General features: G+C 70.3%; 12 protein-coding genes. 9 read left to right on the plus strand and 3 right to left on the minus strand.

Annotated elements, in window-relative coordinates:
- Positions 1-28 precede the first annotated feature (28 nt).
- A complete protein-coding gene (locus ACIHCQ_RS30780) occupies positions 29-553 on the plus strand; it encodes a VOC family protein (protein ID WP_399669496.1) in 525 nt (174 codons plus the stop codon).
- A 69-nt stretch (positions 554-622) separates the two neighbouring features.
- Here ACIHCQ_RS30780 and ACIHCQ_RS30785 read toward each other — a convergent pair whose 3' ends face one another.
- Positions 623-2,245 (minus strand): acyl-CoA synthetase, encoded by a 1,623-nt coding sequence (locus ACIHCQ_RS30785; protein ID WP_399669499.1) that lies wholly within the window; start codon positions 2,243-2,245, stop codon positions 623-625.
- A gap of 179 nt (positions 2,246-2,424) precedes the next feature.
- Here ACIHCQ_RS30785 and ACIHCQ_RS30790 point away from each other — a divergent pair, with 179 nt between their 5' ends.
- The 8 genes from ACIHCQ_RS30790 (at position 2,425) to ACIHCQ_RS30825 (ending at position 10,639) form a co-directional block, all read left to right on the plus strand.
- Positions 2,425-3,243, plus strand: coding sequence for a crotonase/enoyl-CoA hydratase family protein (locus ACIHCQ_RS30790; RefSeq protein WP_399669503.1), 819 nt, complete (start codon positions 2,425-2,427; stop codon positions 3,241-3,243).
- Positions 3,244-3,403: 160 nt separating this feature from the next.
- Positions 3,404-4,375 carry a Zn-ribbon domain-containing OB-fold protein gene (locus ACIHCQ_RS30795; protein ID WP_399669506.1) on the plus strand — a complete coding sequence of 324 codons (972 nt, stop codon included), beginning with the start codon at positions 3,404-3,406 and terminating at the stop codon, positions 4,373-4,375.
- Positions 4,375-5,490, plus strand: coding sequence for a thiolase domain-containing protein (locus tag ACIHCQ_RS30800; protein ID WP_399669509.1), 1,116 nt, complete (start codon positions 4,375-4,377; stop codon positions 5,488-5,490). Before ACIHCQ_RS30795 ends, ACIHCQ_RS30800 begins: the two co-directional genes overlap by 1 nt.
- Positions 5,480-6,646: a thiolase domain-containing protein gene (locus tag ACIHCQ_RS30805; protein WP_399669512.1), complete on the plus strand. Its 1,167-nt coding sequence runs from the start codon at positions 5,480-5,482 to the stop codon at positions 6,644-6,646. The genes ACIHCQ_RS30800 and ACIHCQ_RS30805 overlap by 11 nt, the downstream gene beginning before the upstream one ends.
- A 145-nt stretch (positions 6,647-6,791) precedes the next feature.
- Complete coding sequence (locus ACIHCQ_RS30810) at positions 6,792-7,007, plus strand: DUF397 domain-containing protein (protein ID WP_399669674.1); 216 nt, start codon at positions 6,792-6,794, stop codon at positions 7,005-7,007.
- A 158-nt stretch (positions 7,008-7,165) separates the two neighbouring features.
- A complete protein-coding gene (locus tag ACIHCQ_RS30815; RefSeq protein ID WP_399669515.1) occupies positions 7,166-7,519 on the plus strand; it encodes a hypothetical protein in 354 nt (117 codons plus the stop codon).
- A gap of 175 nt (positions 7,520-7,694) precedes the next feature.
- On the plus strand, positions 7,695-8,195 hold the full coding sequence (locus ACIHCQ_RS30820) for a hypothetical protein (protein WP_399669518.1): 501 nt from the start codon (positions 7,695-7,697) through the stop codon (positions 8,193-8,195).
- A 110-nt stretch (positions 8,196-8,305) separates the two neighbouring features.
- Positions 8,306-10,639 carry a glycosyl hydrolase family 95 catalytic domain-containing protein gene (locus ACIHCQ_RS30825; RefSeq protein ID WP_399669677.1) on the plus strand — a complete coding sequence of 778 codons (2,334 nt, stop codon included), beginning with the start codon at positions 8,306-8,308 and terminating at the stop codon, positions 10,637-10,639.
- Here the strand turns inward: ACIHCQ_RS30825 and ACIHCQ_RS30830 are convergent.
- Positions 10,609-12,891 carry a germacradienol/geosmin synthase gene (locus ACIHCQ_RS30830; RefSeq protein WP_399669521.1) on the minus strand — a complete coding sequence of 761 codons (2,283 nt, stop codon included), beginning with the start codon at positions 12,889-12,891 and terminating at the stop codon, positions 10,609-10,611. The two genes, ACIHCQ_RS30825 and ACIHCQ_RS30830, sit on opposite strands and share 31 nt — an antisense overlap.
- 151 nt (positions 12,892-13,042) lie before the next feature.
- Positions 13,043-15,013, minus strand: a complete 1,971-nt coding sequence (locus ACIHCQ_RS30835; RefSeq protein ID WP_399669524.1) for an N-acetylmuramoyl-L-alanine amidase — start codon at positions 15,011-15,013, stop codon at positions 13,043-13,045.
- Positions 15,014-15,097 lie beyond the last annotated feature (84 nt).

The following is a 15,097-nucleotide window of genomic DNA, read 5'->3' on the forward strand; positions in this document are numbered from 1 at the left end:
GCAAAGAATCACCGTGAAGGAGAGCGAGATGCCCCAGCCCGAGGGAGCCGAGCTCGACGCCGTACACGCACGCCGGGAGGAGCTGCGGCAGCGCTACCTGCGCCCGCTCTCCGAGCGGCCCCCGACCAGCGTCCGCGGCATCCACCATGTGGCGTTCATCTGCCGCGACGTGGGGGAGACCATCCGCTTCTACCAGGAGTTCCTGGGCTTTCCGCTGGTCGAGATCGTGGAGAACCGCGACTACCGCGGCTCCACCCACTTCTTCTTCGACATCGGCCACGGCAATCTGCTGGGCTTCTTCGACTTCCCCGGTCATGAGCACCCGCCCGCCCAGGAGACGATCGGCGGGGTGCAGCACCTCGCGCTGTCGGTGAGCCCCGAGGAGTACGACGCGGCCCGCAAGGCGCTGGACGAGGCGGGCGTGGAGTACGCCGGCCCGGACCGCGGTGTCGAGGAGAGCCTCTACATCCGCGACCCCAACGGGGTGCCGCTGGAGCTCTACCGGGAGCGGCTCGGTGTCTTCAACGGTGAGCGCATCCTCGACCAGAACTGAGGCGGAGGCGGAGACTGAGCGGAGACGGCGGAACCGGCCCGGCGCGTGAGGTGGACCGGGCCGGCCGTCTCACTGCCCGGCCGACTCCACCGCGACCGTCCGCGCCCAGCGGTAGTCCGCCTTGCCGCTGGGCGACCGCTGGATCGCCCGGCTGATCACCAGCTGCCGAGGGATCTTGTAGCCCGCGAGCCGGGTGCGGCAGTGCGACTGGATCTCCTCCAGGGTCGGTGGCCGCGCGCCCTCGCGCACCTGCACCACGGCCGCCACATGGTTCCCCCACGTGGGGTCGGGCACCCCGGCGACCAGCGCGTCGTACACATCCGGATGGGCCTTGAGCGCCTGCTCGACCTCCTCCGGGTACACCTTCTCGCCACCGGTGTTGATGCACTGCGAGCCGCGGCCGAGGACGGTGACGATGCCCTCCTCGTCCACCGTCGCCATGTCGCCGAGCAGCACCCACCGTTCACCTCCACGCTCGAAGAACGTCTCGGCGGTCTTCTTCGGGTCGTTGTAATAGCCGAGGGGTACGTGTCCGCGCTGGGCGATACGGCCCGGCTCGCCCGGCTTCACCGGTTCGAACGTCACCGGGTCGACCACCGCCGTACGGGCGTTGACCTGCACCCGGAAGCCCTTGTCCGGCCCGGAGTCGTCGGTCGCTGTGCCGTTGAAGCCGGACTCCGACGATCCGAAGTTGTTCAGCAGCAGCACATGCGGCAGCAGCGCCGTGAACTGCGCCCGCACCGTCTCCGACATGACCGCGCCGGAGCTGGAGACCGAGAACATCGAGGAGCAGTCGGTGCCCTTCAGCGGCCCGTTCAGCGCGTCGATCAGTGGCCGCAGCATCGCGTCGCCGACCAGCGCCATGCTGGTGACCTTCTCCTTCTCGATCGTACGGAGCACCTCCTCCGGCACGAACTTGCGGTGGATGACGATCCGCTGGCCGAAGTTGAAGCCGATGAGCGCGGTCAGGGTGGAGGTGCCGTGCATCAGTGGGGGAGTGGGGAAGAAGGTGATGCCGTCGCCGCCCGCGGCCACCCGCTGGGCGAGTTCCCCGGGCGAGGAGACCGGCTCACCGGTCGGCGCGCCGCCGCCGAGACCGGAGAAGAAGAGGTCCTCCTGACGCCACATCACACCCTTGGGCATACCGGTGGTGCCGCCGGTGTAGATGATGAACTGGTCGTCGGCCGAGCGCGCGTCGAAGCCCCGCTCCGGCGAAGCCGCCGCCTCGGCGTCCGCGAAGGCGACGGCGGAGACCTGCGGCGCGCCTGCCGGGGGCGTACCCACCCGTAAGAGATGCCGCAGCGCCTCGGTCCGCGGCAGCGCGGCGGCGACCCGCTCCGTGAACTCCGCGTCGAAGACGAGCGCGGCGAGATCGGCGTCGCGGTAGAGGTAGACCAACTCGTCTTCCACGTAGCGGTAGTTGACGTTGACGGGCACGATCCGGGCCTTGAGGCACCCGAGCAGGGTCTGCAGATACTCCACGCTGTTGTAGAGGTGCAGGCCCACGTGCTCGCCCGGGGCGATGCCCGCCTCGATCAGATGGTGGGCGACGCGGTTGGCCGCCGTGTCGAGCTCCGCGTAGGTGAGCCGGCGCTCCGCGCCCGTACCGGGATGGTCGAGGTGGACAAGCGCCTCGCGGTCCGGGACCACGTCGACGACCGACTCGAACAGGTCGGCAAGGTTGTACTCCACCGTTCCTCCTGACCCACGCGAAACCCCCGGCGAACTACCGCACGGCGGTCATTAGAGCGCCGGTGGGCACAAGTGGGAAGGGTCGCGGCAGAAGAAAACTGACTGACTGTCAGAAAACTATTGAACTGGGCCACCGCCTACTGCAACCTGTTCTAGGTCTTGAGACGGGAGGTCCGCACATGGGACAGCATGGGGGTACCGAACACCTCTCCGTACGGCGCGAGGGCGCCACGCTGGTGCTCACCTTGAACAGGCCCGAGGCGAAGAACGCGCTCTCACTGCCGATGCTCGTCGGTCTGTACGACGGCTGGCTGGAAGCGGATGAGGACGACGCGATCCGGTCCATTGTGCTGACGGGGGCGGGCGGCTCGTTCTGCGCCGGAATGGACCTCAAAGCCCTGGCGAGCAAAGGGGGCGGAGGGATGGCCGGCCAGCACTACCGGGACCGGCTGAAGGCCGACCCCGATCTGCACTGGAAGGCGATGCTCCGCCACCACCGCCCCCGTAAACCGGTGATCGCCGCGGTCGAGGGGTACTGCGTCGCGGGCGGCACGGAGATCCTCCAGGGCACCGACATCCGGGTCGCGGGCGAGAGCGCGACGTTCGGCCTGTTCGAGGTCAAGCGCGGCCTTTTCCCGATCGGCGGCTCGACGGTCCGTCTCCAACGCCAGATCCCGCGCACGCACGCCCTGGAAATGCTGCTCACCGGTCGCCCGTACGGGGCGGCGGAGGCGGCGCGGGTCGGGCTCATAGGCCATGTCGTCCCCGACGGGACGGCGCTGGAGAAGGCCCTCGCCATCGCGGGACAGATCAACGCGTGCGGGCCGCTCGCGGTGGAGGCGGTGAAGGCGTCGGTGTACGAGACGGCGGAGCTGACGGAGGCGGAGGGGCTGGCGGCGGAACTCAAACGCGGCTGGCCGGTCTTCGACACGGCGGACGCGAAGGAGGGAGCGAGGGCTTTCGCGGAGAAACGCGATGCGGTGTTCCGCCGAGAGTGAGCTTCGGGCCCTTGTCGGGGGCGCTGCTCCCGAACCCCCGCGCGAATCCAGCCCGTCCGGCGTTTGAGGACCGGGGTCTGGGGCGGAGCCCCAGTTCGCGACCCGCACCACCGCAACCCGCACGCGCACCGCACACCGCACCCCCAACCTGAGGAGCCCCATGCCCCCCGCCCCCACCCTCCACGCCCCCCTCACCGTCGAGTTCCCCTTCACCCGCTCCCTCGGCCCCGTCCAGAGCGCCTTCCTCACCGGCCTTCGCGAACGCACCGTCCTCGGCGTGAAAACCGTCGACGGCAAGATCCTCGTCCCGCCCGTCGAGTACGACCCGGCCACCGCCGAGGAGATACGCGACCTGGTCGAGGTCGGGGCCACCGGGACGGTCACCACCTGGGCCTGGAACCCCACCCCCCGCCCCGGCCAGCCCCTGACGACCCCCTTCGCCTGGGTGCTCGTCCGGCTCGACGGGGCCGACACCTCGCTTCTCCACGTCCTTGACGCGCCCGCCGGCCCCGGAGGACCCGGCGGCCACGACGCCGTACGCAGCGGCATGCGCGTCCGTATCCGCTGGGCCGAGGACCGTACCGGCGCCATCACCGACATCGCCTGCTTCGAGCCGTACGAAGGCCCGGAGCGTCCCCGAGCCCGCGACCACGACGGTGTATTCGAGAGCGCCGTCACCGGCATCGTCACCCCCGCCCGCCTCGACTACACCTACTCGACCGGCCGCGCCCAATCCGCCTACATCCACGCCCTCGCCGACCACAGAACCGTCGGCGAGCGCTGCCCCTCCTGCCGCAAGGTGTACGTCCCGCCCCGCGGCGCCTGCCCCACCTGCGGGGTCGCCACCGACGAACAGGTCGAGGTCGGACCGCGCGGCACCGTCACCACCTACTGCATCGTCAACATCAAGGCCCGGGGCCTCGACATCGAGGTGCCGTACGTCTACGCGCACATCGCCCTCGACGGCGCGGACCTCGCCCTACACGGACGCATCGGCGGCATCCCGTACGACCAGGTCCGGATGGGACTGCGCGTCGAACCGGTGTGGACCCCGGGCAGCCGCCACCCCGACCACTACCGGCCCACCGGCGAGCCCGACGCCGACTACGACGTCTACAAGGAGCTCCTCTGATGCCAGTGCCAGTGCCAGCGCCAGTGCCAGATGTCAGAGACGTGGCCATCGTCGCCTTCGCGCAGACAGACACCACCCGCCGCACCGACGACCTCTCCGAGGTCGAGATGCTGATGCCGGTGCTCCACGACGTACTGCGCCAGACCGGCCTGCGCACCAGCGACATCGGCTTCACCTGCTCAGGCTCCAGCGACTATCTCGCCGGGCGGGCCTTCTCCTTCACCATGGCACTCGACGGCGTCGGCGCGTGGCCGCCGATCTCCGAGTCCCATGTGGAGATGGACGGCGCCTGGGCGCTCTACGAGGCCTGGATCAAACTACTCACCCGCGAGGCCGACACCGCCCTTGTCTACGCGTACGGCAAGTCCTCACCCGGCGAGCTGCGCGATGTGCTGACCCGTCAGCTCGACCCGTACTACGTCGCCCCGCTCTGGCCCGACTCGGTCGCGCTCGCCGCGCTCCAGGCGCAGGCGCTGATCGACGCGGGCACGGCCGACGAACCCGCGCTGGCCGCCGTCGCCGCGCGCAGCCGCAGCGACGCCGAGGCCAACCCGCACGCTCAGCTGAAGGGTCAGGTCCCGGCGGGGGAGTACCTCGTACGGCCGCTGCGGACCGGGGACTGCCCGCCCGTCGGCGACGGCGCCGCCGCGGTGATCCTCGCGGCCGGGGACCGGGCCCGCGAACTGTGCGGGCGGCCCGCCTGGATCCGGGGCATGGATCACCGCATCGAACCGCACAGCCTCGGCGTCCGCGACCTCACCGACTCGCCCTCCACCCGACTGGCCGCCGAGCGCGCCGGAGCCTTCGAACGGCCCGTGGACACGGCCGAGCTGCACGCGCCCTTCACCCCCCAGGAGCTCGTCCTGCGCAAGGCCCTCAAGCTCGACGACAGCGTGAGGGTCAACCCGTCCGGCGGAGCGCTCGCCGCCAACCCGGTGATGGCCGCGGGACTCATCCGTATCGGCGAGGCCGCCGCCCGCATCCACCGCGGCGAGTCCGACCGGGCCCTCGCCCACGCCACCTCGGGTCCCTGCCTCCAGCAGAACCTGATCGCCGTCCTCGAAGGAGCCGAACAGCTCCAAGGACTCGATGGGGAGGCATCCGATGCCCAATGAGCCCGTGGCCGTCGTCGGCATCGGCCAGACCAAGCACGTGGCCGCCCGCCGCGACGTGTCCATCGCCGGTCTCGTCCGCGAAGCGGCTCAGCGAGCCCTCACCGACGCCGAGCTGACCTGGGCGGACATCGACGCCGTCGTCATCGGCAAAGCCCCCGACTTCTTCGAGGGCCTGATGATGCCGGAGCTCTATCTCGCCGACGCGCTGGGCGCGGTCGGCAAACCGATGCTGCGCGTCCACACCGCCGGATCGGTCGGCGGCTCCACCGCGCTCGTCGCCTCCAACCTCGTGGCCGCCCGCGTGCACACCACCGTCCTCACCCTCGCCTTCGAGAAACAGTCCGAGTCCAACGCCATGTGGGGCCTGTCCCTGCCCATCCCGTTCCAGCAGCCCCTGCTCGCGGGCGCGGGCGGATTCTTCGCCCCGCACATACGGGCGTACATGCGCCGCACCGGCGCCCCCGACACGGTCGGCTCCCTCGTCGCGTACAAGGACCGCCGCAACGCCCTGAAGAATCCGTACGCCCATCTCCACGAGCACGACATCACGCTGGAGAAGGTCCAGGCATCCCCGATGCTCTGGGATCCCATCCGCTACTCCGAGACCTGCCCGTCCTCCGACGGCGCCTGCGCGATGATCCTCACCGACCGCGCGGGCGCGGCCCGTTCGCCGAGGCCGCCCGCGTGGATGCACGGCGGCGCCATGCGCAGCGAGCCCACCATGTTCGCGGGCAAGGACTTCGTCTCCCCGCAGGCGGGCAAGGACTGCGCGGCCGACGTCTACCGGCAGGCGGGCATCGCCGACCCGCGCCGCGAGATCGACGCCGTCGAGATGTACGTGCCGTTCTCCTGGTACGAGCCGATGTGGCTGGAGAACCTGGGCTTCGCAGCCGAGGGCGAGGGCTGGAAACTCACCGAGTCGGGCGTCACCGAACTCGGTGGCGACCTGCCCGTCAACCCTTCGGGCGGGGTGCTCTCCGCCAATCCCATCGGCGCGTCCGGCATGATCCGGTTCGCCGAAGCCGCTCTTCAGGTACGCGGCCGGGCGGGCGAACATCAGGTGCCGGGTGCGCGCAGGGCGCTGGGACACGCCTATGGCGGCGGGGCACAGTTCTTCTCCATGTGGCTGGTCGGCGCCGAGCCGCCCACCACATGATCCGGCCATTGCGCGGCGCGTCACGGCGTACGGGCCGCGGTCCTTCTTCTGTGACCTGTCCGGGACCGGAGACGATCGCTAGTCTGAGGCCGGACGACGAACCGGGAGGAGCACCGACGTGGCCGAGAGCTTGACCACCACGCAGATGTTTTCGGGCTGGGAGAAGCCCGAACTCGATCTCAGCAAGGCCGACTGGCAGTCGAGCAGCCAGGGAACGGGAGACGTCCAGATCGCCTTCGTCGAAGGATTCATCGCGATGCGCAACGGCGGCAGGCCGGAGAGCCCGTCGCTGATCTTCACGCCGGCCGAGTGGCGTGCCTTCGTCCTGAACGCCCGCGATGGGGAGTTCGATCTGACCTAGGGGTGTCGCGTTCACCGCTGCCGGTGAATTCATCTGAATTCATCACGCCGGTCCTTGAACACCTCGGGAGGGATGTCCGTATCACTCTGCGCACCCCGGAACCCGGGGTGTTCAGCGTTCACGCGAGGATTCCGTTCCGAGACCGTGAGGATCAGCTCATGAATCACCCCGTCAATCCTTCTCTGCAAGCTCTCCCGGACGGGGAGGCCGAATTGAGGCTGGTACTCCGTTTGCAGTGGGAGGATGTCGCCGCACTGGGGCAGGAGGCGGGACGGCTGGCCGCCCAGATGCAGCGCCCGGTGAGCCTGGACGAGGCCGCCAGCCACCGGCTGCGTACGCGATCCGCCAGCCACGCGAGGCCCGCGGCGGAACGGGCTCAGCAGACTGCGCCGTCCCCGGTGTCCTCGCTCACGGCCCGCACACCCGGTGAGCATGCCCGTCAGGCGATAGAGAAGATCAACGGGGCGGACGGCGTCCCCATGCCGCTCGGCGCGACGCAGACGTCCGCCTGACGGGGACCTCCTCGCGACGCGGCGCGTGACGCAGGGCCCGGCGCAGGGCCCTGCGCAGCCCCGGCACAGACCCCGGGGAAGGCGGCCCGGCGCTGTCCAGGAGGTGTGGGCCCCGGCGTCCAGGAGGTGCGGGCCCCGGCTCGGCCGGGCCCGCCCGGACACGTACCATGGCGGTATGTCCTTCCTCCGCCGCCGCAGCGCCGCCACACCCGCCGGGCCGGACTTCGATGTCCTGGCCATGGACCCCGGGGACTGGCCCGGCAATCTCGGCGCCGGTCTGCTGCCCGCGCCCGACGGCAGCTGCCAGGGCGTCTTCCTTCGGTACGACCTGTTCGGCGGCCGTGGCCCTGCCATGATCATCGGCAATCTCCCGGAGGGCTCACCCGCCCGCGAACTGGACGAGGGGGAGATCCCCTTCGAGGTGGCGCAGCTGCTGGCGGCGCTGGAGAACGACGAGCCCGTCGAGGTGGTCGAGGTCGAGGACATGCCGGTGATGCAGGGCGACAACCTGCTGATCGTGCGCCGCCTCAAGCTCTCCGAAAGCCGTATCTCCTGCGTGCAGTTCGACCGCAGCGACAATGTCCTGGTCACCATCGCCAGCTGGGACCGGCCGATCACGGACGATCTGTACGCGCTGCTCAAGCCGCTGCCCGCGGAGCTCTTCCAGCAGGGCTGACCCGACCCTTCCCGCCGGGCGCGCGGCAGATTTGTCATGTGCCTTGTCTTATTAGTCATCGGACGTCTAGCGTGCCGGACATGACTCAGGGGATCAGTCGCAGGACCACCATGAAGTCCGCTATCGGTGCAACCGGCGCGCTGGCGCTGGGAGTCCCGGCACTCGCAGGTGAAGCGACAGCCGCCAGCCCCTCCGATGAATTGACGCTCTGGTACGGCAGCCCCGCAGCCGACTGGGAGCGCGAGAGTCTGCCCATCGGCAGCGGGTCGCTCGGCGCGAGTGTGCACGGCGGCCTTGCCGCCGAGCGGCTCACCCTCAACGAGAAGACCCTGTGGACCGGCGGCCCCGGCTCCGCGCAGGGATACGACCACGGCAACTGGACCGCGGCCAGACCCGGCGCCCTCGCCTCCGTGCAGCAGGGGCTCGATGCCGAGGGAACCCTCGACCCGGCGGCCGTCGCGACCGGGCTCGGCCAGCCCAAGCGCGGCTTCGGCGCGTACCAGGTCCTCGGACATCTGGAGCTGGCGGTGCCCGGCGCGCCCGCGGCCCTTGACGCCTCCTACCGGCGTGCCCTCGACCTCTCCACGGCCGTGGCCACCGTCGCGTACACCGACCAAGGCACCGCGTACACCAGGGAGTTCTTCGCCTCGCACCCCGGCAGGGTCATCGCCGGGCGGTTCTCGGCCGACCAGCCGGGCAAGGTCGGCTTCACCCTGCGCTACACCTCCCCGCGTACGGACTTCACGGCCGTGGCGCGAGGCGACCGGCTGACCGTAACCGGAACGCTCCAGGACAACGGACTGCGGTTCGAGACCCAGCTACGGGTACGCACCGAGGGCGGCACCGTCACCGCGGGGCCGGACGGCACCCTCACCGTGAGCGGCGCGACCAGCGCGTGGTTCGTCCTCGCCGCCGGCACCGACTACGCCGACACCTACCCGCACTACCGCGGCGCCGACCCGCACCGCGCCGTCGCCGCCGCCGTCGACTCGGCTGCCCGGCGCTCGTACGGCGCCCTTCGCGCCGATCATGTGCGCGACCACAGCGCGCTCTTCGGCCGGGTCACGCTCGACATCGGCCAGCGGCTCCCCGAGCTGCCCACCGACCAGCTCCTCGCCCGGTACACGGACGGAACCACACCGGCCGACCGCGCGCTGGAGGCGTTGTACTTCCAGTACGGCCGCTATCTGCTCATCGCCTCGTCGCGCGCGGGCTCCCTGCCCGCGAACCTTCAGGGCGTCTGGAACAACACCACCAACCCGCCCTGGTCGGCGGACTACCACGTCAATATCAACCTGCAGATGAACTACTGGCTCGCCGAGGTCACCAACCTGGCCGAGACCACCGCCCCGTACGACCGTTTCATCGAGGCGCTGCGAGCCCCCGGACGGCGCACGGCGAAGGAGATGTTCTCCACCGACGGCTGGGTCGTCCACAACGAGACCAACCCGTACGGCTTCACCGGTGTCCACGACTGGGCCACCGCCTTCTGGTTCCCGGAGGCCGCCGCCTGGCTCACCCAGCAGCTGTACGACCACTACCGCTTCTCCGGCTCCACCTCCTATCTGCGCTCCACCGCCTATCCGGTGATGAAGGAGGCCGCGGACTTCTGGCTGGCCAATCTGCGGGCCGACCCGCGCGACGGGAAGCTCGTCGTCACGCCCAGCTACTCGCCCGAACACGGGGACTTCACGGCGGGCGCCGCGATGTCCCAGCAGATCGTCCACGATCTGTTCACCAACACGCTGGAGGCAGCCAGGACGCTCGGCGACGACCCCGCGTTCCGCCGCCGCCTCGCCGCCACTCTCGACCGGCTCGACCCCGGACTGCGCATCGGCTCCTGGGGCCAGCTCCAGGAGTGGAAGGCGGACCTCGACTCACGTACCGACACCCACCGCCATGTGTCGCATCTCTACGCGCTCCACCCCGGCCGGCAGATCGAACCGGGCAGCGAGTGGGCCGAGGCCGCCAAGGTGTCGCTCACCGCGCGCGGGGACGGCGGCACGGGCTGGTCCAAGGCCTGGAAGATCAACTTCTGGGCGCGGCTGCACGACGGCGACCATGCCCACAAAATGCTCTCCGAGCAGCTGAAGAGCTCCACGCTGCCCAATCTCTGGGACACCCATCCGCCGTTCCAGATCGACGGCAACTTCGGCGCCACGTCCGGTATCGCGGAGATGCTGGTGCAGAGCCAGCACGGCACGATCGAGATCCTGCCCGCGCTGCCCGCGAACTGGCCCGACGGCGAAGTACGCGGACTGCGCGCCCGCGGGGCCGTGACCCTCGATGTCGCCTGGTCGGGCGGAGCGGCCCGCCGTGTCGTCCTCACGGCGGGCCGCAACGCTCAACTCACCCTGCGCTCCAGCCTGTTCGCGGGCGGCGAGAAGGTACTGAAGGTCGCGGCGGGCAAGCGCTATGTGCTGACGGCCGAAGCGGCCGACTGAGCGCGCGCGGCGTACGCGGCCTGTGCCGCGGCTTGTGCCATGAGCGATACGACCTGGGCCGCCGATGTGCCCTGCCCCGTGGGGAGGTTCAGCCGCCACGGGGCAGCGGTGCCCGCCCGCAGGTCCTCCTCCCGGTAGCGCTTGACGTGCCGGTGCCAGTTCAGGATTCCGGCCAGCCAGTTCTCCAGCTCCTTGACATGGCCGTCCAGGATCTTCCGCGTCCCGTCGTCAAGGTCGAGATCCTCGTACATCTGCGGCAGCTCATGCGCGGCGATGTGCTGGAACTGGCGCATCCGCGAGTGCATCAGATCGGCGACGATCGCCATTCCCGTCGGATAGTCGACGCCGAAGAAGTTCTGCACGACGAGAACGGCGTTGTGGACCTCGCCCTCGTACTCGATCTCCTTCTGGTACGAGAAGAGGTCGTTGAGGAGCGTGGCGCAGTCGGTGGCGGCGTTCTCCAGGGAGCGGACGGCGCCGGTCAGGTAAACCTCTTCCGGCACGTCGTTGCCATGCCCGATATGGCACAGCCCCATGGTCAGGTCCGTACCGAAGGTGTGGCGCCGCATCTCGATGTAGTCCACCGGGTCCGGGATGCGGTTCTGCGCCTGGTTGGCGAGCTCCCACAGCCAGGAGTCCGTCATGACCTCCACGGCCTCGCGGAAAGCGCGCCGGTCCCGCTCGGACATCGGGCCCGCCGTGCGCTGCCACAGATCGCCGAGCCCGCGCTCCAGCGCGCTCGCGGGCTCCGGCGCCGGCACATCGTCCAGCGGCATGAACAACGGCAGCCGGTCGTTGGCGGCCCGTGCCCCGGCCAGATCGCGGGTGCGGCCGTACGCCGCCGGGTAGAGATCGTCGGCGTACGTCCCCCAGGCCAGCCACTGCGACGCCAGATCGAGCGCATCGGGCGTCGCCTCCGGGTGGAGCCCCGCCGCGCAGAGCGCGAGGTCGCAGCCCGCGGCCTTCGGCTCGTCCCAGACGTGCGAGCCGAGCAGCCCCGGCTGGGGCTCCAGCATGCCCATCCGGCGAATCCAGTCGAGGGTCCGGAGCCGCGAACCCTCCAGGTGCGGATTGAGCGTGAGCGGGAACGGCAACTGGAACTCCGGCAGCAGGGACTGCCCGACCGGCTGGTGCGGGACATGCGCGTGGCTGCGCCATCGGGCCGCCTCCGAGCGCGGCGTGAGCCGGATGGAGGTCGCGGCCATCCCCAAGCGGTCCCCGGTGAGGCCGGGAATGGCGAACCCGGCACCGGTCCGCGCGGCCTTGTTCATATAGCGGCTGGAGCGCATGTGCCACTCCTGGCCGCCGGACTGCCAGTCCTGGAGGCCCTTCGCATAGGCAAGGATGGCGGCGGTCTCGGCCGGGTCCAGCGCCTTCTCGGCGCAGAGCGGGCCCAGTTCGGTGAAGAAGGTGTTCTCGAACTGCTGGAGCCGTGAGGTCAGCAGGTCATTGACGGTATCGGCGGCCTCCTGCGTCGTACAGCCCAGAAAGGTCTCCAGGACCAGGACGCCATTGCTGTTCTCGCCCTCGTCCTCGACCTCGCGCTGGTACGAGAAGAGGTCGTTGCGCAGATGTACCCCGTCGGCGAAGGCGTCCCGCAGGACCCGCAGCGGCCGGGAGTCCGCCACGGACTCAGGGACCTCGGCCCCCGCCGCGTACTCCACAATCCCCGCCGACCACGGCGCGCCGCCCACCTTGCGGCGCATCTCGATGTACTCGACGGGGTTGGCGATCCGCCCCTCGTTGATGTTGGACAGCTCCCAGAGGGACTCGTTCAGCAGATTCTCGGTGGCCTCACGGAACCGGGTCCGCCAGCCGCCCGACATGGCGGGCACGGTCCGCGCCCACAGATCGGCGAGTCCCGCCTCGACCGGATTGGTCGGCTCGGGGGCCTCCTGTGCGAGGTCCATCGGCATAAAGGCGGGCAGCCGGTCCAGATACGCCTTGCCGCCCTCGCGGTCCGGGGAGCGCTTGAAGATCTCCAGGAAGTGGTCGTCGAAGAAGAAGACCCACACATACCAGTCGGTCACCAGGGAAAGGGCGTCGGCAGCACAGTCGGGGTGGGTGTACGCGCACAGCAGGGCGTAGTCGTGCGCGTCGAGATCGCTCTCCTCCCAGATGCCGGATCCCTCCAGCATCCCCATCCGGCGCGCCCACTCCTTGGTGTGTCGCCGCGCCTCCTCGGCATGCGGATTGAGCCGCGCCGGATACGGAACGTAGAAGTCCGGCAGGACGAAGGGCTGTGATGCCATGCGCGCCAGGGCCTTTCGGTCGGGTTGATCAGCAACCGGGTCAGCTCTACCCGTCGCCCGTACGGCCCACGCCCCACCGCTGAATAGTCAGATAAGCCCATATGTGAGAGGTGGTGCGCCACCGGCCCCGTGACCGGTGGCACACCGCCGGTCAGTGCAGTACGCGCACGTCGGACGCCTTCGCAAAGGCCACCCGGTGCCCGAACTGGATCTCGTAGTACAGCTCCTTCCCACGCACCACCCGGTGCACGGCCGTGTCGAACGTCGGCGCGTACAGATACTCGCCCGGCGTCCGGTCGCCCACCACATACGTCTGACCGGCGAGCAACTTGTACGGCAGCGGCGAGATCGCCTGCACCGGGACGCCCGCGGGGTACGCCGACGCCTCCGGGTAGGCACGCCCGTACACCGGGATCTCCGCGACGCCCGCCTTCGGTGTGAGCACCCGGCCCCTGGCGGACACGGCCGTCGGCTGCTTGCGCGGGTTGTGGAACCAGGCCTTCTGGCCCAGATACCAGATCGCCGTCCAGTCGCCCTCGCGCCCTGCGACCGCGTACTGCTGGCCCGTCGAGGCGCGCGCGCCCGTGTCGTTGACGCCGGTCGTGGAGTCCTCACCGCCCGGACGCAGACCGATGTCCTTGACCAGCGGGGCATCCTCGGCGGGCGCGGTGTGCAGCCGGACCGCGCCCGAACCGTGCGGCACGCACGCCTGACCGGCCTTCACACATCCCGTGTACACCGGCTGGTTCTCCGCGTAGTCCGGGCGGATCGTCACCACACCGCTGCCGGGACCCGCGGTCCGGGTGAACGGCTTGCCGAGCAGCTCGAAGTAGTGCGACCAGTCCCAGTACGGGCCCGGGTCGGTGTGCATCCCGCGGATGTTCGCGGTGGTCGTGCCCGGCACATTGTCGTGGCCCAGGACGTGCTGACGGTCCAGCGGGATGTCGTAGCGCCGCGCCAGGTACTTCACCAGCCGCGCGGAGGTGCGGTACATCGCCTCCGTGTACCAGGCGTCCGGCGACACGAGGAAGCCCTCGTGCTCCAACCCCACCGACTTGGCGTTCACATACCAGTTCCCGGCGTGCCAGGCGACGTCCTTCAGCGGCACATGCTGCGCGATATGCCCGTCCGACGATCGCAGGCTGTACTGCCAGGACACATACGTCGGGTCCTGAACCAGCTTCAGGGTGGTGTCCCAGGACGCCTCGGTGTCATGCACGATGATGTACTTCACCGACTGCGACGCGGGCCGGTCCGCCAGGTCGTGGTTGCCGTAGTCGCCCTCGCCGAACTCCTCGTACGGCGCCGGGACCCACTCGCACGCCACCGTCCGCGGGCACTCCGTCCGCCGGGCGTCGGCCGTACGCAGCCCGAGCCGTGCGACCTGCGCCGGGTCGGCGACGAGCGCCGGGGCACCGGCGAGAACGACCCGCTGCCCGCTGTCCGTGGTGCGCCGCAGGCCCGAGCGGATGACGTCGAAGACGTCATTGGCGTACGTCGTCGCTGTCGCGGTGTCGTCGGCGCCGGAGAACCGCGCCACCGCGCCGTACCAGTCTGCCGGGTCGCCGCTCGGCTTCCCGCCCAGCTCCTTCTGCGCCTCGGCGAGCAGCGCCGCGCCGCCGCGCACATTGGCGGCCGGACTGTCCCGCAGCCGCTCGGCGGAAATCCCCGAGACCTCGGCGGCCCGCTCCAGCGTCCGCAGCCGGGGCGGAAGTCCGGACGGGTCGGGCAGCGCGGCCTCGGTGACCGTACGCGGCGGACGCGACTCGTCGCCGCGCGGGTCCTCACCGGTGTGCGAATGGTGTGGCGCCTCGGCCAGCGCGGTCCTGGCATCGGTCAGATGCATCGGCCCGTAGCCGCCGGTGACGCTGGCCGCGCCCCCGTGCCCGTCCCAGCGGGACTGGAGGTACGAGACACCGAGCAGCACGCTCTGCGGTACGCCGTACTGGGCGGCGGCTGCCGCGAAGTCGCGCTGGAGCGCGCCGGACGAGGGGCGCTCGGCGGTGGCGGACGGACTGGCCGAGACGAGCGGCAGCAACAGGGCGGCGGACGCCACAGCGCCCCCCGCTCTGAGCAAGCGGCGAGGCGCGTTTCTCGGTCGCGCGGTGGCGGATCCTTGCACGGCAGCCTCCAGTGACGGGACACGACGACTACAGGGGTATCGGCTGCCGGACGGCCCGTCAAACAGGCTGAGTGGCAAGGATTT

Source organism: Streptomyces sp. NPDC052236, assembly GCF_044548015.1.
Taxonomy (GTDB): Bacteria; Actinomycetota; Actinomycetes; order Streptomycetales; family Streptomycetaceae; genus Streptomyces.

What these genes read in the sequence shown, in the direction of transcription:
- ACIHCQ_RS30810 (WP_399669674.1), top strand. Translation starts at nt 6,792, where the DNA reads ATGTTTTCGGGCTGGGAGAAGCCCGAACTCGATCTCAGCAAGGCCGAC.
- ACIHCQ_RS30790 (WP_399669503.1), top strand. Translation starts at nt 2,425, where the DNA reads ATGGGACAGCATGGGGGTACCGAACACCTCTCCGTACGGCGCGAGGGC.
- ACIHCQ_RS30815 (WP_399669515.1), top strand. Translation starts at nt 7,166, where the DNA reads ATGAATCACCCCGTCAATCCTTCTCTGCAAGCTCTCCCGGACGGGGAG.
- ACIHCQ_RS30800 (WP_399669509.1), top strand. Translation starts at nt 4,375, where the DNA reads ATGCCAGTGCCAGTGCCAGCGCCAGTGCCAGATGTCAGAGACGTGGCC.
- ACIHCQ_RS30820 (WP_399669518.1), top strand. Translation starts at nt 7,695, where the DNA reads ATGTCCTTCCTCCGCCGCCGCAGCGCCGCCACACCCGCCGGGCCGGAC.
- ACIHCQ_RS30780 (WP_399669496.1), top strand. Translation starts at nt 29, where the DNA reads ATGCCCCAGCCCGAGGGAGCCGAGCTCGACGCCGTACACGCACGCCGG.
- ACIHCQ_RS30805 (WP_399669512.1), top strand. Translation starts at nt 5,480, where the DNA reads ATGCCCAATGAGCCCGTGGCCGTCGTCGGCATCGGCCAGACCAAGCAC.
- ACIHCQ_RS30830 (WP_399669521.1), bottom strand. Translation starts at nt 12,891, where the DNA reads ATGGCATCACAGCCCTTCGTCCTGCCGGACTTCTACGTTCCGTATCCG.
- ACIHCQ_RS30825 (WP_399669677.1), top strand. Translation starts at nt 8,306, where the DNA reads ATGAAGTCCGCTATCGGTGCAACCGGCGCGCTGGCGCTGGGAGTCCCG.
- ACIHCQ_RS30795 (WP_399669506.1), top strand. Translation starts at nt 3,404, where the DNA reads ATGCCCCCCGCCCCCACCCTCCACGCCCCCCTCACCGTCGAGTTCCCC.